Origin of the sequence: Neoroseomonas eburnea (genome assembly GCF_018129005.1) — a bacterium.
Lineage (GTDB): Bacteria > Pseudomonadota > Alphaproteobacteria > Acetobacterales > Acetobacteraceae > Neoroseomonas > Neoroseomonas eburnea.
In genome coordinates this window covers 24,054-47,267 of the sequence record NZ_JAAEDL010000015.1, presented here as the reverse complement: position 1 = coordinate 47,267, position 23,214 = coordinate 24,054, and the positions used below count along the sequence as shown (strand labels likewise).

Annotated in this window: 40 protein-coding genes; 39 read left to right on the top strand and 1 reads right to left on the bottom strand. The window is 71.4% G+C overall.

What is annotated here, in order from left to right; genetic code table 11:
• The first annotated feature begins 161 nt into the window (after nucleotides 1-161).
• From GXW74_RS15785 to GXW74_RS15695, 20 genes are all read left to right on the top strand, one after another.
• Entirely contained in the window at nucleotides 162-470 is a 309-nt protein-coding gene (locus GXW74_RS15785; RefSeq protein WP_211847490.1) for a helix-turn-helix domain-containing protein, read from the top strand.
• Complete coding sequence (locus GXW74_RS15780) at nucleotides 467-1,339, top strand: ParB/RepB/Spo0J family partition protein (protein ID WP_211847489.1); 873 nt, start codon at nucleotides 467-469, stop codon at nucleotides 1,337-1,339. Before GXW74_RS15785 ends, GXW74_RS15780 begins: the two co-directional genes overlap by 4 nt.
• A complete protein-coding gene (locus GXW74_RS15775) occupies nucleotides 1,339-1,512 on the top strand; it encodes a hypothetical protein (protein ID WP_211847488.1) in 174 nt (57 codons plus the stop codon). The genes GXW74_RS15780 and GXW74_RS15775 overlap by 1 nt, the downstream gene beginning before the upstream one ends.
• Nucleotides 1,509-1,637: a hypothetical protein gene (locus GXW74_RS28410; RefSeq protein ID WP_272877296.1), complete on the top strand. Its 129-nt coding sequence runs from the start codon at nucleotides 1,509-1,511 to the stop codon at nucleotides 1,635-1,637. Before GXW74_RS15775 ends, GXW74_RS28410 begins: the two co-directional genes overlap by 4 nt.
• 2 nt (nucleotides 1,638-1,639) lie before the next feature.
• Nucleotides 1,640-2,098 (top strand): DNA transposition protein, encoded by a 459-nt coding sequence (locus GXW74_RS15770; RefSeq protein WP_211847487.1) that lies wholly within the window; start codon nucleotides 1,640-1,642, stop codon nucleotides 2,096-2,098.
• A complete protein-coding gene (locus tag GXW74_RS15765; protein WP_211847486.1) occupies nucleotides 2,095-4,086 on the top strand; it encodes a transposase domain-containing protein in 1,992 nt (663 codons plus the stop codon). The genes GXW74_RS15770 and GXW74_RS15765 overlap by 4 nt, the downstream gene beginning before the upstream one ends.
• A 46-nt stretch (nucleotides 4,087-4,132) precedes the next feature.
• On the top strand, nucleotides 4,133-5,119 hold the full coding sequence (locus GXW74_RS15760; protein ID WP_211847485.1) for an AAA family ATPase: 987 nt from the start codon (nucleotides 4,133-4,135) through the stop codon (nucleotides 5,117-5,119).
• Nucleotides 5,119-5,487, top strand: coding sequence for a hypothetical protein (locus GXW74_RS15755; protein ID WP_211847484.1), 369 nt, complete (start codon nucleotides 5,119-5,121; stop codon nucleotides 5,485-5,487). Before GXW74_RS15760 ends, GXW74_RS15755 begins: the two co-directional genes overlap by 1 nt.
• A 1-nt stretch (nucleotide 5,488) precedes the next feature.
• A complete protein-coding gene (locus tag GXW74_RS15750; protein WP_211847483.1) occupies nucleotides 5,489-5,746 on the top strand; it encodes a hypothetical protein in 258 nt (85 codons plus the stop codon).
• On the top strand, nucleotides 5,743-6,165 hold the full coding sequence (locus GXW74_RS15745) for a helix-turn-helix domain-containing protein (protein WP_211847482.1): 423 nt from the start codon (nucleotides 5,743-5,745) through the stop codon (nucleotides 6,163-6,165). The genes GXW74_RS15750 and GXW74_RS15745 overlap by 4 nt, the downstream gene beginning before the upstream one ends.
• Entirely contained in the window at nucleotides 6,162-6,689 is a 528-nt protein-coding gene (locus tag GXW74_RS15740; RefSeq protein ID WP_211847481.1) for a host-nuclease inhibitor Gam family protein, read from the top strand. The genes GXW74_RS15745 and GXW74_RS15740 overlap by 4 nt, the downstream gene beginning before the upstream one ends.
• The gene (locus GXW74_RS15735) at nucleotides 6,686-7,186 is read left to right on the top strand and encodes a hypothetical protein (RefSeq protein WP_211847480.1); all 501 of its coding nucleotides are present in this window, start codon (nucleotides 6,686-6,688) and stop codon (nucleotides 7,184-7,186) included. Before GXW74_RS15740 ends, GXW74_RS15735 begins: the two co-directional genes overlap by 4 nt.
• Nucleotides 7,187-7,209: 23 nt before the next feature.
• Nucleotides 7,210-7,383, top strand: coding sequence for a hypothetical protein (locus GXW74_RS15730; protein WP_211847479.1), 174 nt, complete (start codon nucleotides 7,210-7,212; stop codon nucleotides 7,381-7,383).
• Entirely contained in the window at nucleotides 7,380-7,748 is a 369-nt protein-coding gene (locus GXW74_RS15725; RefSeq protein ID WP_211847478.1) for a thermonuclease family protein, read from the top strand. The genes GXW74_RS15730 and GXW74_RS15725 overlap by 4 nt, the downstream gene beginning before the upstream one ends.
• The gene (locus GXW74_RS15720) at nucleotides 7,748-7,945 is read left to right on the top strand and encodes a hypothetical protein (RefSeq protein WP_211847477.1); all 198 of its coding nucleotides are present in this window, start codon (nucleotides 7,748-7,750) and stop codon (nucleotides 7,943-7,945) included. Before GXW74_RS15725 ends, GXW74_RS15720 begins: the two co-directional genes overlap by 1 nt.
• Nucleotides 7,945-8,184, top strand: a complete 240-nt coding sequence (locus tag GXW74_RS15715) for a hypothetical protein (protein WP_211847476.1) — start codon at nucleotides 7,945-7,947, stop codon at nucleotides 8,182-8,184. Before GXW74_RS15720 ends, GXW74_RS15715 begins: the two co-directional genes overlap by 1 nt.
• Nucleotides 8,185-8,293: 109 nt before the next feature.
• Nucleotides 8,294-8,833 (top strand): hypothetical protein, encoded by a 540-nt coding sequence (locus GXW74_RS15710; RefSeq protein WP_211847475.1) that lies wholly within the window; start codon nucleotides 8,294-8,296, stop codon nucleotides 8,831-8,833.
• Nucleotides 8,830-9,384, top strand: a complete 555-nt coding sequence (locus GXW74_RS15705; RefSeq protein WP_211847474.1) for a DnaA N-terminal domain-containing protein — start codon at nucleotides 8,830-8,832, stop codon at nucleotides 9,382-9,384. The genes GXW74_RS15710 and GXW74_RS15705 overlap by 4 nt, the downstream gene beginning before the upstream one ends.
• The gene (locus tag GXW74_RS15700) at nucleotides 9,381-9,653 is read left to right on the top strand and encodes a hypothetical protein (RefSeq protein WP_211847473.1); all 273 of its coding nucleotides are present in this window, start codon (nucleotides 9,381-9,383) and stop codon (nucleotides 9,651-9,653) included. The genes GXW74_RS15705 and GXW74_RS15700 overlap by 4 nt, the downstream gene beginning before the upstream one ends.
• Complete coding sequence (locus tag GXW74_RS15695; protein ID WP_211847472.1) at nucleotides 9,650-10,087, top strand: phage protein GemA/Gp16 family protein; 438 nt, start codon at nucleotides 9,650-9,652, stop codon at nucleotides 10,085-10,087. Before GXW74_RS15700 ends, GXW74_RS15695 begins: the two co-directional genes overlap by 4 nt.
• A 118-nt stretch (nucleotides 10,088-10,205) precedes the next feature.
• On the opposite strand, the gene GXW74_RS15690 is transcribed toward GXW74_RS15695, so the two are convergent.
• Nucleotides 10,206-10,739, bottom strand: coding sequence for a hypothetical protein (locus GXW74_RS15690; protein ID WP_211847471.1), 534 nt, complete (start codon nucleotides 10,737-10,739; stop codon nucleotides 10,206-10,208).
• Between the two features lie 68 nt (nucleotides 10,740-10,807).
• Here GXW74_RS15690 and GXW74_RS15685 point away from each other — a divergent pair, with 68 nt between their 5' ends.
• The 19 genes from GXW74_RS15685 (at nucleotide 10,808) to GXW74_RS15595 (ending at nucleotide 22,864) form a co-directional block, all read left to right on the top strand.
• The gene (locus GXW74_RS15685) at nucleotides 10,808-11,164 is read left to right on the top strand and encodes a hypothetical protein (protein WP_211847470.1); all 357 of its coding nucleotides are present in this window, start codon (nucleotides 10,808-10,810) and stop codon (nucleotides 11,162-11,164) included.
• A 58-nt stretch (nucleotides 11,165-11,222) separates the two neighbouring features.
• Complete coding sequence (locus GXW74_RS15680) at nucleotides 11,223-11,774, top strand: glycoside hydrolase family 108 protein (protein ID WP_211847469.1); 552 nt, start codon at nucleotides 11,223-11,225, stop codon at nucleotides 11,772-11,774.
• A gap of 8 nt (nucleotides 11,775-11,782) precedes the next feature.
• Complete coding sequence (locus tag GXW74_RS15675) at nucleotides 11,783-12,019, top strand: hypothetical protein (protein WP_211847468.1); 237 nt, start codon at nucleotides 11,783-11,785, stop codon at nucleotides 12,017-12,019.
• Entirely contained in the window at nucleotides 12,016-12,534 is a 519-nt protein-coding gene (locus GXW74_RS15670) for a hypothetical protein (RefSeq protein WP_211847467.1), read from the top strand. Before GXW74_RS15675 ends, GXW74_RS15670 begins: the two co-directional genes overlap by 4 nt.
• Nucleotides 12,531-12,950: a hypothetical protein gene (locus GXW74_RS15665; protein WP_211847466.1), complete on the top strand. Its 420-nt coding sequence runs from the start codon at nucleotides 12,531-12,533 to the stop codon at nucleotides 12,948-12,950. The genes GXW74_RS15670 and GXW74_RS15665 overlap by 4 nt, the downstream gene beginning before the upstream one ends.
• A gap of 117 nt (nucleotides 12,951-13,067) precedes the next feature.
• Entirely contained in the window at nucleotides 13,068-13,208 is a 141-nt protein-coding gene (locus GXW74_RS15660; protein WP_211847465.1) for a hypothetical protein, read from the top strand.
• Nucleotides 13,205-13,546, top strand: a complete 342-nt coding sequence (locus tag GXW74_RS15655) for a DUF2730 family protein (protein ID WP_211847464.1) — start codon at nucleotides 13,205-13,207, stop codon at nucleotides 13,544-13,546. The genes GXW74_RS15660 and GXW74_RS15655 overlap by 4 nt, the downstream gene beginning before the upstream one ends.
• Nucleotides 13,546-13,845 carry a VpaChn25_0724 family phage protein gene (locus GXW74_RS15650; RefSeq protein ID WP_211847463.1) on the top strand — a complete coding sequence of 100 codons (300 nt, stop codon included), beginning with the start codon at nucleotides 13,546-13,548 and terminating at the stop codon, nucleotides 13,843-13,845. Before GXW74_RS15655 ends, GXW74_RS15650 begins: the two co-directional genes overlap by 1 nt.
• A gap of 10 nt (nucleotides 13,846-13,855) precedes the next feature.
• Nucleotides 13,856-14,428, top strand: a complete 573-nt coding sequence (locus GXW74_RS15645; protein ID WP_211847462.1) for a DUF3486 family protein — start codon at nucleotides 13,856-13,858, stop codon at nucleotides 14,426-14,428.
• A complete protein-coding gene (locus GXW74_RS15640) occupies nucleotides 14,425-14,607 on the top strand; it encodes a hypothetical protein (protein WP_211847461.1) in 183 nt (60 codons plus the stop codon). The genes GXW74_RS15645 and GXW74_RS15640 overlap by 4 nt, the downstream gene beginning before the upstream one ends.
• Before the next feature lie 56 nt (nucleotides 14,608-14,663).
• Nucleotides 14,664-14,867 (top strand): hypothetical protein, encoded by a 204-nt coding sequence (locus GXW74_RS15635; protein ID WP_211847460.1) that lies wholly within the window; start codon nucleotides 14,664-14,666, stop codon nucleotides 14,865-14,867.
• Nucleotides 14,864-16,396, top strand: a complete 1,533-nt coding sequence (locus tag GXW74_RS15630; RefSeq protein ID WP_211847459.1) for a hypothetical protein — start codon at nucleotides 14,864-14,866, stop codon at nucleotides 16,394-16,396. The genes GXW74_RS15635 and GXW74_RS15630 overlap by 4 nt, the downstream gene beginning before the upstream one ends.
• 157 nt (nucleotides 16,397-16,553) lie before the next feature.
• Nucleotides 16,554-18,143, top strand: coding sequence for a DUF935 domain-containing protein (locus GXW74_RS15625; RefSeq protein WP_211847458.1), 1,590 nt, complete (start codon nucleotides 16,554-16,556; stop codon nucleotides 18,141-18,143).
• 3 nt (nucleotides 18,144-18,146) lie between these two features.
• Complete coding sequence (locus GXW74_RS15620; protein ID WP_211847457.1) at nucleotides 18,147-19,619, top strand: phage minor head protein; 1,473 nt, start codon at nucleotides 18,147-18,149, stop codon at nucleotides 19,617-19,619.
• A complete protein-coding gene (locus tag GXW74_RS15615) occupies nucleotides 19,591-19,794 on the top strand; it encodes a hypothetical protein (RefSeq protein ID WP_211847456.1) in 204 nt (67 codons plus the stop codon). The genes GXW74_RS15620 and GXW74_RS15615 overlap by 29 nt, the downstream gene beginning before the upstream one ends.
• Nucleotides 19,791-20,303 (top strand): phage virion morphogenesis protein, encoded by a 513-nt coding sequence (locus GXW74_RS15610; protein WP_211847455.1) that lies wholly within the window; start codon nucleotides 19,791-19,793, stop codon nucleotides 20,301-20,303. Before GXW74_RS15615 ends, GXW74_RS15610 begins: the two co-directional genes overlap by 4 nt.
• Before the next feature lie 208 nt (nucleotides 20,304-20,511).
• Complete coding sequence (locus GXW74_RS15605) at nucleotides 20,512-21,561, top strand: phage protease (RefSeq protein WP_211847454.1); 1,050 nt, start codon at nucleotides 20,512-20,514, stop codon at nucleotides 21,559-21,561.
• Complete coding sequence (locus GXW74_RS15600; RefSeq protein WP_211847453.1) at nucleotides 21,562-21,957, top strand: hypothetical protein; 396 nt, start codon at nucleotides 21,562-21,564, stop codon at nucleotides 21,955-21,957.
• 13 nt (nucleotides 21,958-21,970) lie between these two features.
• Nucleotides 21,971-22,864, top strand: a complete 894-nt coding sequence (locus GXW74_RS15595; protein WP_211847452.1) for a Mu-like prophage major head subunit gpT family protein — start codon at nucleotides 21,971-21,973, stop codon at nucleotides 22,862-22,864.
• The last annotated feature ends 350 nt before the right edge of the window (nucleotides 22,865-23,214 follow it).

Here is a 23,214-nt window from a genome sequence, read left to right as displayed (position 1 = left end):
TGATTTGGCTGATATCAGCGCATTGACCGCAGATTCTGAAACATGGAAGTGCCGAGTTAGCCGATTTCAGCCTTGAGCGATCATCCATTTTCGGCCAATCTCCGTTTGCCAAACCACAAACCCGAGCACGCGGCCTGCCCGCCGCGCGCTCAGGAGACACGATGCAGCAGCGCCCCGAAGACTGGCACCCGGAGGACATCAAGGCGGCGGTCCGGAAATCCGGCACCACCATGTCTGCCCTGTCTCGGGCGGCCGGCCTTTCGGTCGGCGCCGCCAAGCGAGCCCTCGACGTCCCCTGGCCCCGAGCGGAGGCGATCATCGCTGCCCGCCTCGGCGTCGAGCCCCAGGACATCTGGCCCAGCCGCTACGACCGCAACGGCCTGCCCCTCAAGGGGCGTCCCGTTTCAGTCACCGCTGATCGTAGCCGCTCGGCCCCCACCCCGCACCGTCAGAAATCGGAGGCCGCGTGAACACGCCCGTCCTGTCCATCCCGCTCGACCAGATTGACGTCGGGGAACGCCTGCGCGCGGTCGACAACGACTACGTCGCCCTGATCGCCGAGAGCCTGGCCGAGCGCGGTCTCGACACCCCCATCATCGTCTCCGGGCCTGGGGCGAATGGCCGCCACACCCTGATCGCGGGCGGGCACCGTGTCGCCGCGGCCCGCCTGGCCGGCTGGTCCGAGATCCCGGCCAAGGTCGTCGAGGTCGACGAGCTCCAGGCCAAGCTGATCGAGATCGACGAGAACCTGATCCGCCGCGAGCTGTCCGCCCTGGACCGCGCGGTGTTCCTCGCCGAGCGCAAGCGCATCTATGAAGCGCTCAACCCCGAAACCGCACACGGAAAAGCCAAGAAAAACAAGGGTTTGGAAAAGTGGACAAGCTTGTCCACTTTTGCCGAGCGCTTCAGCAAGGCGACCGCGACCAAGCTCGGCGTCGACGAGCGGACGATCCGCCGCGCCGTCGCCCGCGCCGCCATCATCCCCGAGGTGCGCGCGCTGATCGCGAGCCACCCGATCGCGGACAGCGGTGCCGAGCTCGACCAGCTCGCCGGGCAGACGCCGGAGCGCCAGCGCGAGATCGCCGAGCGCCTGGTGCGCGAGGGAGCGACCGCCCGCACCGTGGCGAGCGCCCTGGTCGAGATCGTCGGCAAGCCCCGCGTCAGCGATGCCGTGGAGATCGACCGCCAGTACCGGGCCATCATGAGCGCCTGGGGCAAGGCCTCCTACGTCAGGGCGCAGCAGCAGTTCCTGGACGTGATCTGCGCGACGCGCGGCGGCCGGAAGATGGCCGAGAAGGCGCTGTCGCGCAGCCCCTCCGACGAGACGGAGGCCGCGTGATGCCGCGCCGGCCCCGCGCCCCGCGCGTCACCCTGAGCACCCTGTTCGGCGGTGCCTTCTTCGCCGCCCTGATCGTCGGCTGGTTCTGGGTCGGCCAACTGGTCGCGGTGGGTGCCGGGTGGCACCCGCTGGCCGAGGCCGGTCGTCAGATCGCCCAGGCGGTGCGGCCGTGACCGTGAGCGCGTCCCGCCCCAACAGCAGCTGCCGCGGGGACTGGTTCATCCGCCTGCTCGGCGCGACCGCCCTGACCATTGTCGCCGCCTTCATCGCTGCCGTCGTCTGGAAGGCCTGCTCCTGACCATGGCGCCGCGGCACCCCGCACAGCCCGACCTGCTGGAATGGCAGCCGCCCGCGACGGTGGTCGCCTTCGAGCCGGCGCATGTGCGCGCCGCGACCGTCGCCGCCTCCATCGCCCGGGCCGTCGCCGCCACGCTCCGCGACTGCGGCCAGCCTCGCGACGAGGTCGCCGAGCGGATGTCCGCCTATCTCGGGGAACGCGTCTCGAAGCCGATGCTCGACGCCTATGCCTCCGAGGCGCGGCGCGAGCACGCCATCCCGGTCACCCGCCTGATCGCGCTGATGCACGCGACCGGGGACCGCCGCCTCCTGCAGCTGCTGGCCGAGCCCATGGGCTGGGCCGTGATCGAGCGCCGCCACCTGCCGCTGATCGAGGTCGCCGCCATCCGCGAAAAGGAAGACGAGCTGCGCCGCACGCGCGAGCAGCTTATGCGCGAAGCGCGCAAGGCAGGTGGCGCGTGACGCCCGACATGTGGCTCACCCTCACCGAGCTCGCCGCAATGTCGCTGCCCGGCATGCCCGACACCCGCCGCGGCCTGGCCATGCTGGCCGAGCGCGAGGATTGGAACCACCCCGATGCGGAGGGCCGCCTCTGGCGCCGCCGCCAGGGGCGCGGCGGCGGCGTCGAGTACGCCCTCGCGGTCCTGCCCAGCTACGTCCAGGCGAAGATCCTCGCTCGCAGCGGGAGCACCGCGAAGCCGGCGGAGAAGGAAGCCGCCCTCCAGCGCCTGTCCGACGAGGCCGCCTGGGAGGCCTACGAACGCCAGCCCGAGAAGCACAAGGCCCGCGCGCGCTCGCGCGTCGGTGCACTCGACGCGGTTGCGACGCTCATCAACCAGGGCCGGCCGCGAACCCTCGCGATGATGGAGGTCGCGGCCTCGCACGGTGTCTCTCGCGCGCAGCTGTACGAATGGGCGAAGCTGGTGGACGGCGTGCCGCGTGCGAACTGGCTGGCGCGCCTGGTCCCTCAATATGCCGGTGCCGGCGGCCCGCGCGCGGCCTGCGACGACGACGCCTGGGAGTGGATGCGCTCGCGCTACCTGCTCTCCAACAGGCCGACGTTCGAGCAGTGCTGGCGCGACCTGCAGCAGGTCGCCGCGCAGCGCGGCTGGAAACTGCCATCGCAGCGCACCATGCGTCGCCGCATCGATGCGTTGCCCGAGGTCGTGAAGACCTGGCATCGCCACGGCCCCGAAGCGGCGGACGCCATGTTCCCGACGCAACGGCGCGATCGTTCCGCGCTCCACGCGATGGAATGGCTGAACGCCGATGGCCATCGCTTCGACAATTTCGTGTTGTGGCCGGACGGCGAGAAGGCGCGCCCGATGGTGGTCTTCTTCCAGGACCTCTACAGCGGGAAATTCCTCGGCTACCGCGTCGGACCCGACGAGACCGGCGACACGTTCCGCCTCGCCTTCGGGGACGTCGTCGAGAAGTACGGCATTCCCCGCAAATGCACGATCGACAACACGCTGGCTGCGGCGAACAAGACGATGTCGGGCGGCCTCAAGCGCCGCTTCCGCTTCAAGGTCCGCGCCGAGGAGCCGCTCGGCATCTTCCCGACCCTCGGCGTCGAGGTGCATTGGGCCAAGCCCTACAGCGGCCGCTCCAAGCCGATCGAGCGCGCATTCGGCGACGTCGCGCGCGACATCGCGCGCCACCCCGCCTTCGTCGGTGCGTGGACCGGCAACAGCACGTCGACCAAGCCGCATGACTACGGGTCGAAGGCGGTTCCGCTGGCGACCTTCCTGCAGGTGCTGGAAGCCGGCATCGCCGAGCACAACGCCCGACCCGGCCGCACCGCCGGGAACTGCCGCGGGCGGTCCTTCGACGACACGTTCGCCGAGAGCTACGAGGCCTCGGCGCACCTGATCGTTCGCCCGACGGACGCGCAGCGCCGCGTCTTCCTGCTCGCCGCCGAGGAGGTAAAGGTCCGCCGCGACGCGACGGTCCACCTCCTGGGCAACCGCTATCACGATGCGCGCCTGGTAGAGCTGCGCGGCCGGCCCGTGACGGTGCGCTTCGATCCCGAACGGCTTCACGCGCCGATCCACATCTTCCTCGCGTCCGGCGAATTCTTCGTCACCGCCGACTGCATCGCCGATGTGGGCTTCGGCGATGTCGACGCCGCGCGCCGCACCGCGCGGGCCAACAAGATGCGCCGCAAGGGGCTGAGGCTGCTCGCCGATGCCGAGGCGCGCATCAGCGCCGAACAGCTCGCGCGCGACCTCGCCGATCTGCGCCGCCCGGACCCGGAAACGCCGGCGCCCCGCGTGGTGCGCCCGCTCTTCCGCGGCACGGCCGCGCTGAAGCCCGTCATCGACCAGGAGGAAGAAAGCTCGGCCGAACGATCCGAGCGCCTGTTCGTCGCCGCCCGCCGAGCGCTGCGGGGCGCTGGAACCGCCCCGCAGCTCCGGCTGGTGCCGGACGAAGACGACACCGAGGACTGAGCCCAGCAGGCGGCCTCGGCATCCCCCACGCATCGAGAGACCTATCATGCCCAGCGACGCATTCGAACCACAGATGAGCCCCGAGGAGATCGAGGCCGTCCGCGTGCGCATCCGCGCCACCATGGCCGAGCGCAAGATGGCGATGACCGACGTGTCCCGCCAGGTCGGCATCCCCTACGGCACCTTCAGTTCCTGGATGGGCGGCACCTACAAAGGCCGCAACGCGTCGATCGCCGAACAGGTGATGCATTGGCTCAACGGGCTCGAAGCCGCGGACCGTACCCGCGCGCTGGCGCCGCGCGCGCCGGCCTTCGTCGCCACACCAACGGCGGATGCGATCCTCGCGACGCTGGAACACGCGCAGTACATGCCGGAGATGGTCGTCGTCACCGGCGCGCCGGGGGTCGGGAAGACCTCCTCGGCCCGCTGGTATGCCGCGCGGAACGCCAATGTCTGGATGATCACCGCGGAACCGACGATGTCATCCCCGCGCGCGCTGCTGGACGAGCTGGCGGAGGCCATTGGCGTGACGGAGCGCGGCCTCTCCTCGCAGAAGCTCAGCCGCTCGCTCGGCAAGCGCATGACGGGCAGCCAGGGTCTCATCCTGATCGACGAGGCGCAGCACCTGACGAGCCAGACGCTGGATCAGCTACGGATGTTCCACGACCAGGCCGGCATCGGCATCGCGCTGCTCGGCAATGAGAGCGTCTATGCGCGCCTCGAAGGCGGCACGCGCGCCGCACAGTTCGCCCAGCTCTACTCCCGCGTCGGCATGCGGCTGCAGCGGCCACGCGCGCTGAAGGGCGATGTCGAGAAGCTGCTGGACGCGTGGGGTGTCGCCGGGAAGGAGGAACGCACCCTGCTGCAGACCATCGCAAAGAGGCCGGGGGCGCTGCGCAACCTGACGAAGGCCCTGCGGATGGCGCACATGCTGGCGGGCGCCGAGGGCGCCGAGGCGATGGGCGAGAACCACATCCGCATGGCGTGGGAACGGCTGAGCAGCGGCGCCACCCTGACGGCGGAGGCGGCGTGATGCCCGAGCAGCCAGACAATCCGCTCGACGGTCGCGGCGCCACAATCCGCGGCCCCGTGACGCCTGCCGAGATCGACGATGGCGGCATCTACGCCGAGGGCGCGCTGATCTGCGTGCGGCCGAGGAGATCGGGGAACGCCCTCACCCTCGGCGGCGCCATTGCCGAGGCCCAGAACGAGACGACAGCGGCCGAGATCGCCCGCCGCTGCGCCATGCACGACCCGGCGATCACGGCGATGCGGGTCATCGACATGCATTGGTCGCGCAACGGGCGCGAGACCCCCGAGACCATGGCCCTGTTCTACCCCGCCTGGCAGGTCGAGGCATGGCAGTTGATCCGCGTCCTGCTGGACCAGGAGGGCCGCTGACATGCCCGCCCCCTTCGTCGAACTCGCCGATGGCCTCGAAGACCTCTCCGCCATCTTCGAGGGCAAGCAGCGCCACGGCGGCACGATCTCTGCCGGCCAGGCGCGGGCCATCAAGGAGGCACTGAAGGCCTTCGCCGAGCTCGCACGCCTCGGCGATCGCCAGCGCATCGCGGCCCTGCAGATCGCCGGGCGCCCGGTCGAGGATGGCGTCACGGTCGTCCTCGCCCCGTTCACGGTGCTGCCGGGAGGTCGGGCATGACCCCCGAACTGCGCACCCGGCGCGACCGGGCGATGCTCGCGCGGATCGACGAACTGCAGGCGGAGTGTCGCCTCCTCCGCCGCCGCCTGGCCGCCGCGGCTCCGCATGCGCCGGCGCCGGTCGTCGCCCGCCTCGTCGAGGCGGCCGCCGCCGAATTCGGCGTGCACGGCGGGGCGATCTATGGCCCTCAGCGCTCCGCGCCGATCGCCCTGGCCCGGCAGGTCGTCATGCACCTGGCGGTTACCCGCTTCGACCGATCCTTGCCGCAGGTCGGCCGCAGCCTGGCGCGGCACCACACCACGGTGCTGCACGGTTCCCGCGCGATCGCCGAGCGCATCGCGACGGATCCCGATCTCGCCGCGCGCGTGGCGCGCGTGGCGGCCGCGATCACCTCGAACCCCACGGAGACCACCGCATGAGCGCGACCACCCGCACCAAACGACGGGCGGAGGCCGTGCCGGCCGCCCGCGACCACGAGGAAGCGAACGTCTTCCTCGCCCGCATCGGCGAACTGCAGCGCGCCGTCCTGATCGAGCAGACCGCGCTCGCCGAGACGATCGCCAAGGCCAAGGAAGCGATGGGCAACGCCGTCGCCGCCCTGAATGCCGAGGCCGATCGCCTTACCCGCGGCCTGCAGCTGTGGGCCGAGGCGAACCGCCACGCCCTGACGGATGGCGGCAAGCGGAAATCGGTCTCGCTGGCAGCCGGCACCATCTCCTGGCGCCTGGCGCCGCCAGCGGTGCGCGTGGCGCAAGCGGTGGACGTGCTGCAGTACCTGCTCGAACGCGGAATGGAGGAGTTCCTCCGCCGCAAGGTCGAGATCGACAAGGCGGCGATGCTGTCCATGCCCGAGCGCGCCGCCGAGATCCCGGGCGTGACGATCGCCTCCGCCGGCGAGGAATTCGTCATCGAGGCCACCGGGGCGCGCGAGGTGGCGCCGTGAGCTGGTCCCCGCTGGCGCCGCAGGCGACACGAGCGCGGCCCGACCGCGCGGCCATCACCGTGGCCTCCTCCGCCGGTGGCGGGCGGCTACCGGCCGCGATCGTCATCATCATTCGCACGCGCAAGCTGGAAGGTGGCACCTTCATGTCGCATAGAGCGCGGGTGAAGATCCTGGCCGGTGGCGGCCCGCATGCCGGCATGCTGAGGATCGAGCCGGATGGTCCGTTCGAACCCCATTGGCCGTCCGGTAAGGCGGTGGCGTCCGGCACGCTGAAGCTGCGCATCGACCTGCCGCACGGCGTGGCTCCGGAGAACCGCAAGCCGGAGACGGTCGAATACGACCACGCCGACGACTGGATCGAGATCACGCTGCCCGAGTGGGCCAGGCCGTCAGCGCCTGCGGGCGTCTCGCCCGCGCCGGCGCGGCCGCCCCACTCCATCTCCGATCGCGTGCCCGATCCGGCGGCGACCCTTCGTGGCGCGGGGGCGCGACGCTGATGGCGACCGAGGCATCCCGCGAGATGATCGGCCGCTTCGCGCGGCTGGCATTCGATGCCGGCGTGCAGGCGGCGAAACAACCGCGTGCCGAGCTCGATCGGTCCCGCACCAACACCCAGGGCATGCTGCAGGACATGCTCGCCAGTCACATCGATGGAGAGGTCGAACGCCGCCTCGCCGCCGGGGGTGCGGCATGACGCGCGCGCTCACCGCCCTCGGCCTGCTGCTGGCCCTGGGTGCCTCCGCATGCGCGCAGTCCCTGCGCGTGATCGATGGCGACACCGTCTCGGTGCGCGGGGAGGCCGTGCGCATCGTCGGCCTGGACGCACCGGAGATCCACGGGCGCTGCCCGGCGGAGAGCCGCCTCGCGCGGCAGGCGCAGGCGCGCCTCGCCGAGCTGCTGGCCGGCGGCGCCACCATCACGCGCCGCGGTCGAGATCGGTATGGGCGCGGCCTCGCCATCGTGCAGGACGCGGAGGGCCGCGACGTCGCGCAGGTGATGATCAGCGAGGGCCTGGCGCGGCCCTATGACGGGCGCGGCCGCCGCGCCGGGTGGTGCTGATGGACACGCCGACGCTCGACGAGCAGATCGCCGAGGTGCAGGAGCAGCGCGACTACCTGGCGCGCTCCGCGGATCGGCGTGCGGGCCAGCGGGGCTTCAGCCTGCACTACCACAACCGCCGGCTGGACCGCCTGGACGCGGCGATCGCCACGCTCAAGGCGCTGCGGGAGGAGATGCCCGACAGGAGTGTCCGCTGATGGCCGAGGACAGCGAAGCAGACCTCGCCGCATCCTGGGTGGCGCACATGGAGCGCTGCATGGCGGCCGTGCTCGCGCCGCTCAGCCGGCCGGACGTCAAGGTCACGATCATCGTTCGCGCCCCCGAAGCACTCCCATGCGAAGCGATGATCTCCAGCAACGACGATCTCGGCATCGTCCGGGACAGCGTGGCGCACTTCGTTCGGACGCAGTCTTCCAGGCGGCGGGACGAAGCCTGATGCCCGCGCCGTCCCCTGGTCCCGGCTTCTGGGCCGGTGTCCGCTGGGCGATCGGTCCCAGCCTGCTGCTGTGGGCCGGCATCATCTACCTGCTTTGGCAGGTGCTGCCGTGACCTGGCCGCTGCAGCTCCGCTTCGTGCCCGACCTCGCCGCGCTCTATCGCGTGCTGATGCGGCTGGAGGAGGGCGAGCGCGCCTCGCGCGACCTCGACGCCGATGTGTTCGAGGCCCTCGGCTGGCGCGTCCTGCGCGATCGCTGGATGGCTCTCAGCCCGCTCTCACGCACCGCATTGCCGCTTCCGTCTGCCAGCCGGCGCTCCGATTGCGCGGCCCTCGTGCTGCCGCCGCGCTGGGATTGGTCAGCCGGCATGCGCAGTGGCCGCGCCTTCGCCTGGTGCCGCAGCGAGCACCCGGAGGGGCATCCCGACCTACTGTGGTTCGAGGCGATCTCCCCGGCCGTGCCGGCGCTCGCGCTGTTGAAGGCCGGCCTGCATGCGCGGCGCGCCCTGCTGCTGCGGGAGAGCGAGGCCGGCTGCTGCCTGCCTGCCGATCGCTGGACCTGCGACTGCGGCTGGGTCGGCCCCCGCGACGCCGCCCGTGCCGACGCCTGCCCCGATTGCCGCCGCCAGATCCATGAGGCCGCCGCATGAGCCAGCGCAACCTGTTCCCCAAGGGCGCCCTGCCGCGTGGCTTGCAGGCCGGTTTCGACGCGTTCTGGGCCGCCTACCCGCCGCGGCGCCCGAACCCGCGGGCGATGGCCGAGATGGCATTCGCGCGGGCCGTCCGGGACGGCGCCGCGCCCGGCGACCTGGTGCGTGCCGCCGAGGCCTATGCGGCGGAACTGCGCGAGCGCGGCATCGGATCGGAGTTCATCGTCCACGCCTCCACATTCCTGCGTCAGCGGCGGTACGAGGACTATCTGCGCGCGCCGATCGCCGAGGCACCAGCCCGCGCCGCGCCGGCTGCCGACATCGATCACCCGTTGTGGCCGCTCCTGCGCGGGCGCCTGTCCGAGACGGACTTCCGCCACTGGATCGAGCCGCTTCGGTGCGTCTCGATCGTCGCCGGCGCCCATGCCGTGCTGATGGCGCCGAACCGGTTTTACCGGGATTGGGTGCGCCAGCACTTCGACCTGGCGCTGAAGGCCGGGCTCGGCGTGCGGATCCTGGACATCGAGATCGCGGAGGACCTTCGGGCATGAGCGGAACGACGCCGGGCTATTGGACGAACGAGACCTCGGGCGTGCTGCGTCCGGCCGTTGAAGCGTACCTGCGGCACGAACCGTTGACGGAGACGCACATCGTGGCGCTTCGCGCCTATCTGCGGCAATGGATCGCCTCGCCCGAGTGGATGGCCGACGACGAGGCCGATCTCCAAAGACTGCGCACCGCCGTGGATGGCCTGACCAGCCGCGCCGCGATTGATGCCTGGATCGCGGATGCCGTCGAGCTTGGGATCGACCCGCTGTGAGCGCCGTCCCCGACCGCCGCGCGATGATCGCGAAGATCCACCTGGCGAAGAAGCAGCTCGCGCTGACCGAAGACAGCTACCGCGACATCCTGCGGCGCGTGACGCAGCTCGACAGCGCGGCCGTGATGCGCGTCGACCAGCTCGACGCCGTGCTGCGGGAGTTCGCACGGCTCGGCTGGAAGGCCAAGCCCGCGAAGAAGCGCAGCGAGAAACCGCAGGTGCGCATGATCTGGGCGATCTGGCGCGACATCGTGGCCCTGCAGGGCCATGGCGACGACGCGGCCCTGCGCAGCTTCGTGCGCCGCCAGACGCGGACCGACGCGCATCCTGACGGCATCAGCAGCCCCGAATTCCTCGACGCCGAGATGGGCAACCGCGTGGCCGAGGGCCTGAAGGCCTGGCGCGCGCGGCTGCGGCGCCAGGCGGCCGCGTGATGAGCTACCGCGCCTGGCGCCACCGGCGGCGGCATCGGCAGTGGCGCCGCCTGCTGGCGGCGCTGCCCCCCGACATGCGGGTGTTCATCGTCATGGTGCTGAGGGCCGAGCGGTGAGGTCACCGGCGCGGCAGATCCGCCCCGAGCGGACGTGCCGTGCTGTCCACCGCGCCCGATGGGCGCGGGGCGGGGTTCGTGCGTGGCGGGTTGCGCACCGGGTCCGTGGCGATCTGCTGCGCCAACGCCATGGCGCGTGCTCGCGCCGCGGCCTGGTCCTGTTCGGAGATCCGGCCACAGTCGAAGCGGACATTCGCCGTGTCGCTGGCGTCGGTCTGCGAGTGGCCCTGCGCCATGATCACCAGCCGCCAGGCGCAGCTCTGTGTGTGGTCCGCCGCGATGCCGGGGGTCGAGCCGCGCAGCATGTATGCCACGTTGCGCTGGCCGTAGTACTGGCCGGCACGCGCCCGAAGGTAGTCCGCGACGAAGGCGCTGCGAGAAAGGTCGCACCACCTCGCATCATCACCCGAAACGCCGGCGCATGGCCGCAGGTAGGATTCCGCCTCCTGCCGCACTCGGGCCGCGGCGTCGCCGGACTGCCCGAGCGCGGGCGCGGCGAGCATGAGACAGGAGAGGGTGATAGGCATCGCACGCATGGCGTCGGTCCTGATGTTGCCGCCGCCATCATGCCCGCACCGTCACCCGTGCTGGCAAGCCGGCCGCTATGACGCCCCCGCCGCCCGCCGAACTCGACACGCTCACGCGGGCAATCGGCGCCGATGCGCTGCTGCGGCTGATCGAGGCGCACGCCGGCACGCGGGTCTACGTGCCGATCGAGCCCAACCAGGGCTCACCCCTCGCGCGCCTGATCGGCCTCGACGCCGCGCGCGCGCTCGCGAAGATCCGCCCCGGGGCGGCGCTCAAGGTGCCGCTCGCGCGCGAATGGCGCGTCCGCCTGTACCGCAGCCGGGGCGAGAGCTATTCGACCATCGCGCGCCGTCTCGGCATCACCGAGAGCACGGTCGGCAAACTGCTCGCACAGGCGGGCCAGACCAGGGCACAGCTGGACCTGTTCGCCTGACGCCCGCCCGCGCCCGCGGGCATTAACGGGGCGCATCGCGCGCGCGCAATGTCGCGCCATGACCCAGCCGCCCGACACGCCCGACCAGGCGACCATCCGCTTCCGCGCCTGCGTGGCAGAGGTGCTGACGCACGAAGGCGGCTACGTCGACCATCCGCGCGACCCCGGCGGCTGCACCAATTTCGGCATCACCCGCGCGACATTGCAGGCGTGGCGCCGCGCGCGGGTGACCTGCGCCGACGTGCGAGCGATGGATGTGGCGGAGGCCCGCGCCATCTACCGCACGCATTACTGGAACGCGATACGCGCGGACGACCTGCCGGCCGGCATCGACCTGGTGCTGTTCGATGCGGCCGTGAACAGCGGCCGGCGAAGGGCTGCGGAGTGGCTGCAGGCGGCAGTCGGCGTGGAGGAGGACGGCGCGATCGGCCCGGTTACGCTGCGCGCGACGTGGGCAACCAATGATCGCGGGTCGCTGATCGAGCGCATCTGTGCGGCGCGCATGGTCTTTCTGCGCGAGCTGCCGACCTGGAGCACGTTCGGCCGCGGCTGGACGTCGCGCGTGGACCGTGTGTGCGCGGTGGCGATGCGGCTGGCGGGGGGCCAATGAGCGTGACGATGCTCCCCAAATCGGGCCGCACCTTCTCCCGCGCCACGGTGATCGCCAACTGCGCCGCGGCGTGGATTGTCGTCGTTGTCGCCATCCTGCGCGGCGAGGGCGTCGCCGGCATCGTGGTGCCGGCGGCGATGACGCTGATCGCATGGCTCGTCGCCGGATACATGGGGGTCGGCGCGGTCGATTTCCGCACGGCCGTCAGCGCCGCGCGCAGGCCCGAGGAGGCCCCGAGGCCGTGATCGCGATGGCGCTCTACGCCGCGTGGTGCGGCGCCCTCTGGCGCGTGCGCGGCGGCGCGTGGGAGACCTTGCTGCACCTGCCGCCGGGCACCACGACGGCGCGGTTGGCGACCGCCGTGATCATGACGCTGCCGCTGCTGCCCGCCTTCGGCCTGCCGGCCGCCGCCATCGCGCCTGCACTGTATCTTGGCATGGTACTGGCCGGCTGGGGCGATGCGATGGATATCGGCCGCCGAGCAGGCAGCCGCTGGGGCGATGCCATCGTCATGTCCGCCTGGGGTGTCGTCGCCATCCTGCCGGGCGCCCTTGTCGCGGGCGCTCTCGGCGGCCAGGCGTGGCCGCTGTTCGTCGCCGGTGTGCTGTTCGGTCCGAGCTACGCATTCACGTGGTGGTGGGGCGACATGGAGCGGCTGCCGCAGCCTCGGCTCCGAGGTTTCGCGTCGGGCCCGACCGAATGGGCGGAGGTCGCGTGCGGCGCGCTGCTGGGCGCGGCGCTGTGGGTGGCGCTGCCGTGATCGCGAAGGCGCTCAGCGCGCTCGCCGGGCCGCTGCTGCCGTATGCGGCGGGCGCGGTGGTGGCGCTGCTGCTCGTGCTGGGTGGCGCGTGGCAGGTGCAGACCTGGCGGCTGGACGCCGCGCAGGCGCGCGTCACCGCGCTGACCGCGGATCTCGCGGAGGCGCGCGACGCCATGCGCGCGCGGGACACGGTGATCGGCGCGCTGCAGCGCCAGGCCGACGCCGTCGCCGCCGCCGCCGCGCGGCTGGAACCGATCAGGAGGGACGTGAATGCCGCGCCTCGCACATCGGCGTGCCTTGCCAGCCCTGCCGTTGCTCGCGGCCTTGAGCGCCTGCGCGCCAGCCGCCCCGCCGCCGCCGGCGCTCAGCCTCGCGCCGTCGCTCCTGACGTGTCGGGCGGAGCCGGCCGTTCCTGACATGACCACGGATGGGGAGCTGATGCTGTACGTGCTCGACGTGATCGACGCCGGCCAGGATTGCCGGTCCCGCCTGGATCGCATCCGGGAGATCGTTGGCCCGGAGGACCGCCGCTGATGGTCGATGTCGTCGATCGCGTCCAGGAACTGGAGGAGGCCGAGCGCGCATCCGCGCTGGCCCGCATCCGCGCCCGCATCGCCGCCACCACGCCCGCGCCGCCGGCGCGGCCGGCTGCCCAGCAGGAAGACGACGCGTGATCCAGTTCGAGTGGCGGGACCTGGTCTGGATCGTCGCGGTGGCCGCGGCAGTCGGCGGGCTGCTGCTCGCGTTCCTGCGGTTCAAGCTGGCGGGAGATTTCGCGAAGGCGCCGGACCTCGCGGCGCTGACAGGGAGGGTTGGCATGATCGAGCAGCGCGTCGCGCAGATGCCGAACCACGAGGATCTGCGCGCCCTGCAATCGCGCGTCGGGGATCTCGAGCGAGGGGTCGCCGTGGTCGCCGAGAAAGTGTCGGGCGTCGCCGAGATCATGAAGCGCGTCGAGCACCAGACCAACCTGCTGGTGCATCACCAGCTGCGCGAAGGGAGTGGCGGCTGATGTCCGGCTTTGCGGCCCTGCTGGCGGAGGACCGGCGCCTGACGATCCTCCGCACGCTGGCGGAGGATCACGACTACAGCGTGAACGACTTCGTGCTGAAGCGCGCGCTGGCACAGCTCGGGCACGATGTGTCCCGCGACATGCTGCGGGCGGACCTCAAGTGGCTGGAGGACCAGCGCCTGATCACGGTCCGGCGTATGGAGAACGACGCCATCTGGGTCGCGACCGCGACGGAGGACGGCGTGGACGTCGCCGGCGGCCGCCCGCATCCGGGCGTCGCGCGCCCGGCGCCGCGCTGAGCGTGCGGCGATGGCCCGCCCTTCCTCCATCGACCGTCTGCCCGCCGAGATCCGCGAGGCCATCGGCCGTCTGCGCGACCACGGCAAGACGCTCGACGAGATCCTCGACCACCTGCGCGGCCTGGAGATCGAGGTCAGCCGCAGCGCGCTCGGCCGCCATGTGCAGGCGATGGAGAAGGTGGGCGAGCGGCTGCGCCGGTCGCGCGCGGTGTCGGAGGCGCTGGTGCGCCAGCTCGGCGACGCGCCGGAGAGCAAGACCGCGCGGCTGAACATCGAGATGATGCACAGCTTCGTCTTCGACTTCCTGGCCTCGGCCGAGGAGGGCGAGGGCGACACTGGCGTCGCCGCGCAGGCGCTGATGCGCAACCCGCTGGCGCTCAAGCTTTTCTCGGAAAGCGTGGAGCGGCTGACCAAGGCCAGCCGGCACAATGCCGACTTCGTCGAGCAGGTGGAGAAGCGCGCCGCCACGCGGGCGAAGACCGAGGCCGCGAAGGCGATGGACGCGGTGGCGAAGGAGAAGGGGCTCAGCGCGGACACGCTGGCGGCGATCAAGGCGGGGATCTTCGGGGTGAAGGCGTCGTGACCGAGGAAGAGCGGTGCGCGCTGCAAGGCGCGGTTTCGATCCTGAATGATGTGCTCGCGGAGTTGTATCGCCGGCATGGCGAGAAGATCCGCGTCGTGCCGCGTGTGCATTACGCTACGGTAGATTGCTATGCTGCGATCTCCGTCGAGGTGACGACGGGCGTCGAGACCTTCCGGTGAGCGAGCCAGTCTCCCCGCCCGACCGTCGGCGCTACGCCCCTTCACTGCGGGAGTTCATGGACCGTCTCGACCAGGAGCGGCTGAGCGACGTGGTTCGCCAGGGCCGCGCGGAGACGTTCGAGCAGATCTCGTCGCTGGCAGGCTACGGCCTCGTCTCGTCCTCCAGCATCCGCGTTGGGCAGGACAACTGGCGCCTGCACTTCACGCGCATCGGCCGGGCTCTGCGCAAGCTGCTGCAGGCGGAGACGGCTCGCGCATGACCGCCATCGCCCTCCCCGACGTCTTCCTGCCCTACCAGCAGGCCCTCATGGCCTCGGTCGGCGCGCATCCGGTGACCGTGGTCGAGAAGTCGCGCCGCACCGGCTACTCCTGGGCCGCCGGCGCGATCGCCGCGCTGACCGCCGCCGCCACGCGCGCCGCCGGCGGGTCGGACGTGCTCTACATGGGCTACAACCTGGAGATGGCGCGGGAGTTCATCGACTACGTCGCCGACTGGGCGAAGCAGATCTCCCCCGCCGCCGCCGAGGTGAAGGAGTTCTTCTTCACCGACCCCGAGAAGCCCGAGAAGGAGATCAAGGCCTTCCGGGTGGAATTCGCATCCGGCCACAAGGTGCTGGCGCTGCCGTCCGTCCCGCGCGCGCTGCGCGGCATGCAGGGCCTGGTCATCATCGACGAGGCCGCGTTCCACGACGATCTCGACGAGCTGCTCAAGGCTGCCTTCGCGCTGCTGATCTGGGGCGGCAAGGTCGTGGTGATCAGCACGCATAACGGGGATACGAACCCGTTCAACATCCTGGTCAACGACATCCGGGCGGGCCGCAAGCCGTACCACCTGCTCCGCTGCACCTTCGACGACGCGCTGCGCGATGGCCTCTATCGCCGCATCTGCATGACCAAGGGCACGCCCTGGTCGCCCGAGGCCGAGGCCGCCTGGCGCGCCGAGATCATCGCGATCAATGCCGAAGCGGCGGATGAGGAACTGCACTGCATCCCCTCGGCCAGCAGCGGCAGCGCCATCCCGGCCCCGCTGATCGAAGCGCGCATGGACGCCGCGGCCCCGGTGCTGCGCTGGGAATGCAAGCCGGACTTCGTCCACTGGGCGGCGCATCTGCGCGAGGCCGAGGCGCTGGCCTGGTGCGAGGCGCAGCTGCTGCCCGCCCTGCGCGCGCTGGATCCCGCCACGCCGCACGCGCTGGGCGGGGACTTCGGCCGCAGCGGGGACCTTTCGGTCTTCTGGCCGCTGGCGATCGGGAAGGACCTGGTGCGCCGCACCCCCTTCGTGGTCGAGCTGCGCAACGTGCCCTTCGATCAGCAGCGCCAGATCCTGTTCTACCTGGCGGACCGGCTGCCGAAGCTGCGCGCCGGGAAGCTCGATGCCCGCGGCAATGGCCAGTACCTGGCCGAGGTCGCGATGCAGCGTTACGGCGCCACGCGCTTCGAGCCGGTGATGCTGTCCGAGGGCTGGTACCGGGACAACATGCCGCCCTTCCGGGCGGCCTTCGAGGACGCCGGGATCACCGTGCCGAAGGACCGCGAGATCCTCGGCGACATCCGCGCCCTGAAGATGGTGCGCGGCGTGATCCGCCTGGTGGACCGCGACACCGGCGAAGGCGCCGGCCAGCGCCACGGGGACGCGGCGATCGCCGGCGCGCTCGCCTATGCGGCGAGCCGGGCAGAGCCGGAGGAGTACGGCTACGAGGCCGTCAGCCAGGCCGCGCGCTCCGGCCGCGCGCCGGACGACGCCGAGGACGCCTGGCGGCGCCGCCGGGAACTGCGCGGCGCGCTGTGACCGGGGATCAGCACGCCGTTCTTGCTGTCATGCAGACCCTGCTGCCGCCCCGCGACACGCGCCGCCCCCGCCTCGCGGACTGGCTCGCCGTCCACGACGTCGCCGAGGCCTGGGAGCAGGTTCGCGACGGCATCCTTCGCCCGGAGCCCTGCCGGCCATGAGCATCCTCGACCAGTTCGGCAACGCGATCCCGGCCGCCGACATCCGGCGCCTGCGCGAGGAGGTCGCCGCACCCACGCTCGCGGGTGTGCGCCCCACCTGGTCCGGCCATCCGGCCGAGGGCCTGACGCCGGCGCGCCTCGCCAGCATCCATCGTGCGGCCGCGCAGGGCGACGCCCTGCGATACCTGGAGCTCGCCGAGGACATCGAGGAGCGCGACCTCCACTATGCCGCGGTCCTCGGAACCCGGAAGCGCGCGGTGGCGCAGCTCCCGATCGCTGTCGAGGCCGCGTCCGACGATGCGGAGCATGTGCGGCACGCGGACTTCCTGCGGGATTGGCTGACCTCCGGCACGCTGGAGGAAGCCCTGCCGGACATCCTGGATGCGGTCGGCAAGGGGTTCTCGGTGCTGGAGATCATGTGGCGCACCGATCCCGGCGCATTCGTGCCGGAGCGCCTGATCTACCGCCCGCAGCGCTGGTTCGACGTCTCCCCCGACGATGGCGACACCATCATGCTGCGCGAAGCGGCGACGCTCGAAGCGCTGGCGCCGCACAAGTTCCTCGTGCACCGCCACCCGTCGAAGTCAGGCCTGATCATGCGGTCGGGCCTCGCCCGCGTGGCGTCGTGGGCGTGGATGTTCAAGTCCTTCACCATGAAGGACTGGGCGGTGTTCTGCCAGAACTACGGCCAGCCGCTGCGCCTCGGCCGCTATGGGCCGGAGGCCAGCGCGGAGGACCGCCGTGTCCTGTGGCAGGCGGTCGCGAACATCGCCGGCGACTGCGCCGCGATCGTGCCGCGTGGCATGGAGATCGACTTCGTCGAGGTGAAGAACGCCGCCGACGGCTCGGCACTCTACGAAAGGCGCGCCGACTGGCTCGACCGCCAGACCAGCAAGCTCGTGCTCGGCCAGACGACGACGACAGATGCCGTCTCCGGCGGCCATGCGGTGGCGAAGGAACACCGCCTGGTGCAGGAGGACATCGAACGTGCCGACGCCCGCATGCTCTCCATGTCGGTCACGCGGCAGCTCGCGCAGACCATCATCGCCTTCAACTTTGGCCCGCAGGACAAGTACCCGACCATTCGCATCGGCCGGCCGGATGAGGTGCCGCTGAAGGATGTGGTGGACACCATCCACAAGCTCGGCCCGCTCGGCCTGCGCGTGGAGGCGAGCCAGATCCGTGATCGCCTCGGGCTCTCCGAACCGGCCGAAGGCGAGGACGTGGAGGTCATCGGCGGCCGCGCACCGGCGCCCGCGCCGCAGCCGCCTGGCACGCAGCCGCCGGCCCCGGAGATGCAGTCCTTCGCGCGGCTGCTGCTGTCCCTCCACGCCTCCCAGCCCGATCCCGAGCATGTGGATGCGCTGACCGAGCGCCTGGCGCGGGACGCGCAGGGTGCCCTGGTGGGCCTGACGTCGGAGATCCGCGCGGAGATCCAGGCCGCGACCAGCATGCGGGACCTGGCGGAACGCATCGCGCGCCTGCAGCTGGATCCCACGCAGCTGGCCGAGGCCATCGGCCGCGGCCTGGCTCTTGCGCACCTGGTGGGCGAGGCATCGCTGATCGACGAGCTGCGGCGGGGCTGAGGCATGTCCGGTACGGCCGCGCGCAGCACGGCGTCCGGCATCGGGCTGCCGTTCCAGGAAGCCATCGCCTTCTTCCGGCAGAAGGTGAACGAGCCGACGCAGCACTGGACCGACGTCTGGCAGGCAGCGCATTCCCGCAGTTTCATGGTCGCCGGCGCGGCGGCCGACGCCCTGCTGAACGACTTCCGCGCCGAGATCTCCCGCGCGCTCGAGCAGGGCACCACGCTGCGGGATTTCCGCCTGGCCTTCGATGACATCGTGGCGCGCCACGGCTGGGTCCATAACGGCGCGCCAGCCTGGCGATCGCGGATCATCTACGAGACGAACCTCTCAACTGCCTATGCCGCGGGCCGCTATGCGCAGCAGACGCAGCCGGACACGCTCGCTCTCTACCCGTACTGGCAGTACGTGCATTCGGGGGCGCGACACCCCCGGCAGCAGCACCTGGCATGGAACGGCCTGACGCTTCGCGCGGACGATGCCTTCTGGCGTACACACTATCCGCCCAATGGCTGGCGCTGCGGCTGCCGCGTGCGGATCCTGTCGGCGCGCGACCTGGCGCGCCAGGGAAAATCCGGTCCCGATGCATCACCGCGGATCGAGACCCGCCCCTGGACCAACCCCCGCACCGGCGAGGAGCACCAGGTGCCCGTGGGGATCGACCCGGGCTTCGACTACAACCCGGGCGAGGCGTGGCGCGGCCGGCCGCAGATCCCCGGCGACGCCGTGCCCCGGCCGCCGCCTGGGAACTGGCCGCCACCCGTGCCGGGCGGTTCCTCCGCGCCTGTCCGCCGGCCCGCGACGCGGCCGGCACCCGCGATCGACCGTGACGTCGTGCCGGTGCGGCCGGTCGAGCCCGGCCGGCCGGACATACCGCTGCCGCCGGCACGGCCGCTCGCCGCCAGGCCGGTGGTCCGGCGCGACCCGGCGACCCCTGCGGTCCGCGCGGCCGACGAAGCGCTGCGGGAGGGCTATGCGGCCTGGGGGGCATCGCTGTCGGCGGAGGAACTCGAAGCGCTGCGCCTTTATCGCCGCGTTGGCCAGGCCCTGAACGACATCGTGGTCGGTGCCGAGGCGGGCTCGCCCGGTCTGCGCCAGGCGATCGCCGCCCTGCGAGGCGCCCTTTCTCGGGCGGCCGCACCACGCTCCATCACGGTGCAGCGCGGCGCCAGCGCCGCCGAGGTCAAGGCCCTGGGCCGTGTCGGCACAGAGAGCCATTTCCGCGCCTTCACCTCGACCTCGCTGGATCCCGACATCGCGCGCGACTTCGCGCGGCGGCATGGCGGCCGGACGATCGAGATCCGCATTGCCCCGGGGACGCGCGGCATCGCCTATGTTCATCCGTGGCCGGTCGGCAGGCCTGCCCAGTACGAGGTTCTGCTCGCGCCAGGGACGCGGTATCGTGTGCTGAGCCGGACGAGCCGGCGTATTGTGCTGGAGATCACCGATGTCGGACACCAGGGAAGCGGAGGCTGAGGCGATCCGCCGCCGTTACGCGGTGGTGTTCCGAGAGCCACTGGAGAGCCTGCGGAACCAGCCCGTCGAAATGCTTCGCCGGCTGCTCGCGAAGGCGGATGCGCAGCGCGAGCTCTATCTGTCGCTGGGCTTCGAGGTGGACGACCCGGAGACCGAGGCCGCGCCCCGCGAATGAGCGGCGCCCACATCACCGTCACCGTCGAAGCCGAGCAGGCCCGCGCGCTGATCGGCGGCTGGATCGCGACCGGCCGAGATCCCGCGCCCATCCTGCGCGCGGTCGGCGCGCGCCTGGTCAGCAATACCCAGGACCGCTTCGACGAGGAGGTCGATCCGGACGGCGCGCCCTGGGAGCCGCTGACCACCGCCTGGGCCGCGCTGAAGAAGGGGCCAGGCATCCTGCGCGAGAGCGGCATGCGCGGCGGCCTGCAGGGCAGCATCACCTTCGACGTCGCCGGCGGCGAGCTCGCCGTGGGCAGCAACAAGATCTACGCGGCCGTCCACCAGTTCGGCGCGGTCATCCGCGCGAAGCGGAGCCCCTTCCTGGTCTTCCGCACGCCGGACGGCCAGGTGTTCGGTCGCGCCGAGGAAGTGACGATCCCCGCGCGACCCTATCTGGGCTTGTCCTCTCGGGACCAGGAGGACATCCTCGACGCGGTGGAATTCTTCCTCATGCGCCGCCCGTAGCCCCTGCGGATCCAACCTCCAAAATTAAGAGCGATTAAGAGCGTCTAAGAGGGGGGACAGGCGGCTTTTCGGCATCCCGACGCCCGATGGGGGCGGAGGAGGCCGCAGGCCCCTGTACGGCCATCCTCGTCGCGCGTGCCCGAGGGGCGTTTCGGCCCGCACCCGCGGGCATTAACCGGCGCGGTGCCGTGCGGCCAGTCTGTCGCCGATGCACGTCGCCGCCATCCATTCCCTGCTGCCCGTCGCCGAGGCCTCCGCCTCCGGCGGTGCTGCGCCCGTGCCCGAATGGATCCAGCTGCTGCCCGCCGGCACCTTCTCGGGGCTCGATGGCCGCGGCCCCTATCACATGAAGGACGTGGCGGCGCTGGCGACGAAGTCGCTACAGGCCGCTGGCGGGCGGCTTCCGATCGACGAGAATCACCAGATCGACACCGGCCTGAAGGCGGGTGCGCCCGCGCCGGCGCGCGGCTGGATCGTCGATCTGCAGGCGCGCGACGGCGCGCTCTGGGGCCGCGTCGAATGGACGCCGACGGGGCGCACGCTCGTGGAGGAGAAGGCCTATCGCGGCATCTCCCCGAGCTTCGTTTGCAACGAGAAGACCGGCGAGGTGCTGCAGGTGATGCGCGCCGCGCTGACGAACAACCCCAACCTATCCCTCGCAACCCTGCACACCGCACAGGAGCCCACCGTGGACCTGAAGAAGCTGCGTGCCGCGCTCGGCCTGGCCGAGGACGCGGACGAGGCGGCGATCCTCGCCGCGGCCGAGACGAGCCGGACTGCCGTCGCGACCCATGCGCAGCAGCTCGCGGCGATCGGCAAGGCGGCGGGCATCGAGACCGCCGGCACGCCGGCCGCCGATGCCATCGTCACCGCGCTGCAGGCCCGCGGCGCGGGGGACGATCCGGCGAAGCTGCGCGAAACTGTCGTCTCCCTGCAGGCGCAGGTCACCACGCTGGAAGGCGAGACGAAGAAGGCCCGCGCGACCGCCGTGGTCGACGAGGCCATCCGCGCCGGCAAGCCGATCAAGGCGCTGCGCGAGGACTACATCGCCCGCCATTGCGTTGACGCCGCGCAGGTCGAGAAGGAGCTGGCGGCGCTGCCGTCGCTGCACGCCGGCGGCATCGGCGAGCGCAAGCCCGGCGCCGCTGCGGACGCGGCCGGCCTGGTCGGTGAGGAGGCGCGCATCGTCGCGCTGATGGGCGTCGACCCGGAGGCGTTCAAGAAGGCCGCGAAGGCGGCGAACCAGGAGGTCGCGTAAATGGCCCTCGCCGCCGACCGCAACACGCCGGAGCGTGGCGCGAAGGATTTTGCCTTCGCGCCCGCGGCCGGCCAGCAGATCTTCCGTGGCGCGCTCGTCGCGCTGGACGCCTCGGGGGAGCTGGTGAAGGGCGCCGTCGCCACGACGCTGAAGGCGCTCGGCCGCGCCGACAACAGCACGGAGGATGCCGGCTATGACGGCGTGATCCGCGGCCGTCGCGGCTGCTTCCGCTGGAAGAACAGCGCGGCCGGCGACGCCATCACGAACGCCGATTATGGCGCGACCGTCTACATCGTCGACGACGAGACGGTCGCGAAGACCAACGGCACCAACACCCGCAGCGCCGCCGGCATCTGCCGCGGCGTGGACGCCCAGGGCGTCTGGGTCGAGACCTGAGGAGCGCCCGCCCGTGATCCTGAACAGCGCCAATCTGCGCACCCTCTACACCGGCTTCTCGGCCGCCTATCAGGGCGGCTTCGCTGGTGCGCCACGGCAGTTCGAGCGCGTGGCCACCACGGTGCCGAGCAGCACCAGCCAGAATGAATACGGCTGGCTGGGCAAGTTCCCGCGCATCCGGGAATGGATCGGCGACCGTGTCGTGCATGGCCTGGCCGCGCACGCCTACGCCATCAAGAACAAGCGGTGGGAGATGACCGTCGGCGTCGATCGGGATGACCTCGACGACGACAATCTCGGCATCTACACGCCGCTCTTCACCGATATGGGTCGCGAGACCGCGACCTTCCCGGACGAGCTGATCTGGCCGCTGCTCAAGAGCGGTTTCTCGCAGCTCTGCTACGACGGCCAGAACTTCTTCGACACCGATCATCCGGTGCTCGATGCGGGCGGAGTGCCGCAGTCCGTCAGCAACTCCGGTGGCGGTGCCGGAACGCCGTGGTTCCTGCTCGACGTCTCGCGCGCGCTGAAGCCGCTGATCTTCCAGAACCGCCGCTCCTTCGAGTTTCGCCGCATGGACGCGGCGACCGACGAGGTCGTGTTCGACCGCAACGAGTACCGCTACGGCGTCGATGGTCGCTGCAATGTCGGCTATGGGTTCTGGCAGATGGCCTACGGGTCGAAGCAGACCCTCGATGCCGCGGCCTATGGTGCGGCGCGCGCGGCCATGCAGGGCATGAAGGGCGACTACGGGAAGCCGCTCGGCCTCACGCCGCGCCTACTGGTCGTGCCGCCCTCCCTGGAGGCGGCCGGTCTCGAGATCCTCAACGCCGAGCGCGATGCCGCCGGCGCCACCAACGTGTGGCGCGGCACGGCCGAGCTGCTGGTGGTGCCGTGGCTGGCGTGAGCCCCGCGCTCGTCATCCTCTGCCGCCGGCCTGGTTTCCGCCGGGCCGGCATCGCGCACCCGGCGCGGGCGGAATATGCGGCGGGCGCCTTCACGGCCGAGCAGCTCGCCGTGTTGGCTGCCGAGCCGATGCTGCGGCTCGTTCCGATCGAACCAGGATCCGAGGGCGACGGGGGCGGCACAGCCTCCCCCGGCGGGCCGGTCCCGTTGCCCGCGCTGCCCGGGAAGCTCGAGCCCGGCGCGCAAGCGGTCGCACCAGCGGGGGGCGGGAGCCTGCCGGCTGCCACGGCCGATCACGGGGATCCGGCGATCGGCGCTGCCTCCGCTCCCTCCACCGATGCACCCCGCAAC

What these genes read in the sequence shown, in the direction of transcription:
- GXW74_RS15730 (WP_211847479.1), top strand. Translation starts at nt 7,210, where the DNA reads ATGATCGGCCGCTTCGCGCGGCTGGCATTCGATGCCGGCGTGCAGGCG.
- GXW74_RS15615 (WP_211847456.1), top strand. Translation starts at nt 19,591, where the DNA reads ATGTCGGACACCAGGGAAGCGGAGGCTGAGGCGATCCGCCGCCGTTAC.
- GXW74_RS15630 (WP_211847459.1), top strand. Translation starts at nt 14,864, where the DNA reads ATGACCGCCATCGCCCTCCCCGACGTCTTCCTGCCCTACCAGCAGGCC.
- GXW74_RS15725 (WP_211847478.1), top strand. Translation starts at nt 7,380, where the DNA reads ATGACGCGCGCGCTCACCGCCCTCGGCCTGCTGCTGGCCCTGGGTGCC.
- GXW74_RS15715 (WP_211847476.1), top strand. Translation starts at nt 7,945, where the DNA reads ATGGCCGAGGACAGCGAAGCAGACCTCGCCGCATCCTGGGTGGCGCAC.
- GXW74_RS15600 (WP_211847453.1), top strand. Translation starts at nt 21,562, where the DNA reads ATGGCCCTCGCCGCCGACCGCAACACGCCGGAGCGTGGCGCGAAGGAT.
- GXW74_RS15675 (WP_211847468.1), top strand. Translation starts at nt 11,783, where the DNA reads ATGCTCCCCAAATCGGGCCGCACCTTCTCCCGCGCCACGGTGATCGCC.
- GXW74_RS15745 (WP_211847482.1), top strand. Translation starts at nt 5,743, where the DNA reads ATGACCCCCGAACTGCGCACCCGGCGCGACCGGGCGATGCTCGCGCGG.
- GXW74_RS15650 (WP_211847463.1), top strand. Translation starts at nt 13,546, where the DNA reads ATGTCCGGCTTTGCGGCCCTGCTGGCGGAGGACCGGCGCCTGACGATC.
- GXW74_RS15720 (WP_211847477.1), top strand. Translation starts at nt 7,748, where the DNA reads ATGGACACGCCGACGCTCGACGAGCAGATCGCCGAGGTGCAGGAGCAG.
- GXW74_RS15660 (WP_211847465.1), top strand. Translation starts at nt 13,068, where the DNA reads ATGGTCGATGTCGTCGATCGCGTCCAGGAACTGGAGGAGGCCGAGCGC.
- GXW74_RS15785 (WP_211847490.1), top strand. Translation starts at nt 162, where the DNA reads ATGCAGCAGCGCCCCGAAGACTGGCACCCGGAGGACATCAAGGCGGCG.
- GXW74_RS15625 (WP_211847458.1), top strand. Translation starts at nt 16,554, where the DNA reads ATGAGCATCCTCGACCAGTTCGGCAACGCGATCCCGGCCGCCGACATC.
- GXW74_RS15610 (WP_211847455.1), top strand. Translation starts at nt 19,791, where the DNA reads ATGAGCGGCGCCCACATCACCGTCACCGTCGAAGCCGAGCAGGCCCGC.
- GXW74_RS15770 (WP_211847487.1), top strand. Translation starts at nt 1,640, where the DNA reads ATGGCGCCGCGGCACCCCGCACAGCCCGACCTGCTGGAATGGCAGCCG.
- GXW74_RS15740 (WP_211847481.1), top strand. Translation starts at nt 6,162, where the DNA reads ATGAGCGCGACCACCCGCACCAAACGACGGGCGGAGGCCGTGCCGGCC.
- GXW74_RS15775 (WP_211847488.1), top strand. Translation starts at nt 1,339, where the DNA reads ATGCCGCGCCGGCCCCGCGCCCCGCGCGTCACCCTGAGCACCCTGTTC.
- GXW74_RS15685 (WP_211847470.1), top strand. Translation starts at nt 10,808, where the DNA reads ATGACGCCCCCGCCGCCCGCCGAACTCGACACGCTCACGCGGGCAATC.
- GXW74_RS15755 (WP_211847484.1), top strand. Translation starts at nt 5,119, where the DNA reads ATGCCCGAGCAGCCAGACAATCCGCTCGACGGTCGCGGCGCCACAATC.
- GXW74_RS15645 (WP_211847462.1), top strand. Translation starts at nt 13,856, where the DNA reads ATGGCCCGCCCTTCCTCCATCGACCGTCTGCCCGCCGAGATCCGCGAG.
- GXW74_RS15760 (WP_211847485.1), top strand. Translation starts at nt 4,133, where the DNA reads ATGCCCAGCGACGCATTCGAACCACAGATGAGCCCCGAGGAGATCGAG.
- GXW74_RS15605 (WP_211847454.1), top strand. Translation starts at nt 20,512, where the DNA reads ATGCACGTCGCCGCCATCCATTCCCTGCTGCCCGTCGCCGAGGCCTCC.
- GXW74_RS15700 (WP_211847473.1), top strand. Translation starts at nt 9,381, where the DNA reads ATGAGCGGAACGACGCCGGGCTATTGGACGAACGAGACCTCGGGCGTG.
- GXW74_RS15705 (WP_211847474.1), top strand. Translation starts at nt 8,830, where the DNA reads ATGAGCCAGCGCAACCTGTTCCCCAAGGGCGCCCTGCCGCGTGGCTTG.
- GXW74_RS15750 (WP_211847483.1), top strand. Translation starts at nt 5,489, where the DNA reads ATGCCCGCCCCCTTCGTCGAACTCGCCGATGGCCTCGAAGACCTCTCC.
- GXW74_RS15680 (WP_211847469.1), top strand. Translation starts at nt 11,223, where the DNA reads ATGACCCAGCCGCCCGACACGCCCGACCAGGCGACCATCCGCTTCCGC.
- GXW74_RS15690 (WP_211847471.1), bottom strand. Translation starts at nt 10,739, where the DNA reads ATGCGTGCGATGCCTATCACCCTCTCCTGTCTCATGCTCGCCGCGCCC.
- GXW74_RS15620 (WP_211847457.1), top strand. Translation starts at nt 18,147, where the DNA reads ATGTCCGGTACGGCCGCGCGCAGCACGGCGTCCGGCATCGGGCTGCCG.
- GXW74_RS15635 (WP_211847460.1), top strand. Translation starts at nt 14,664, where the DNA reads ATGGACCGTCTCGACCAGGAGCGGCTGAGCGACGTGGTTCGCCAGGGC.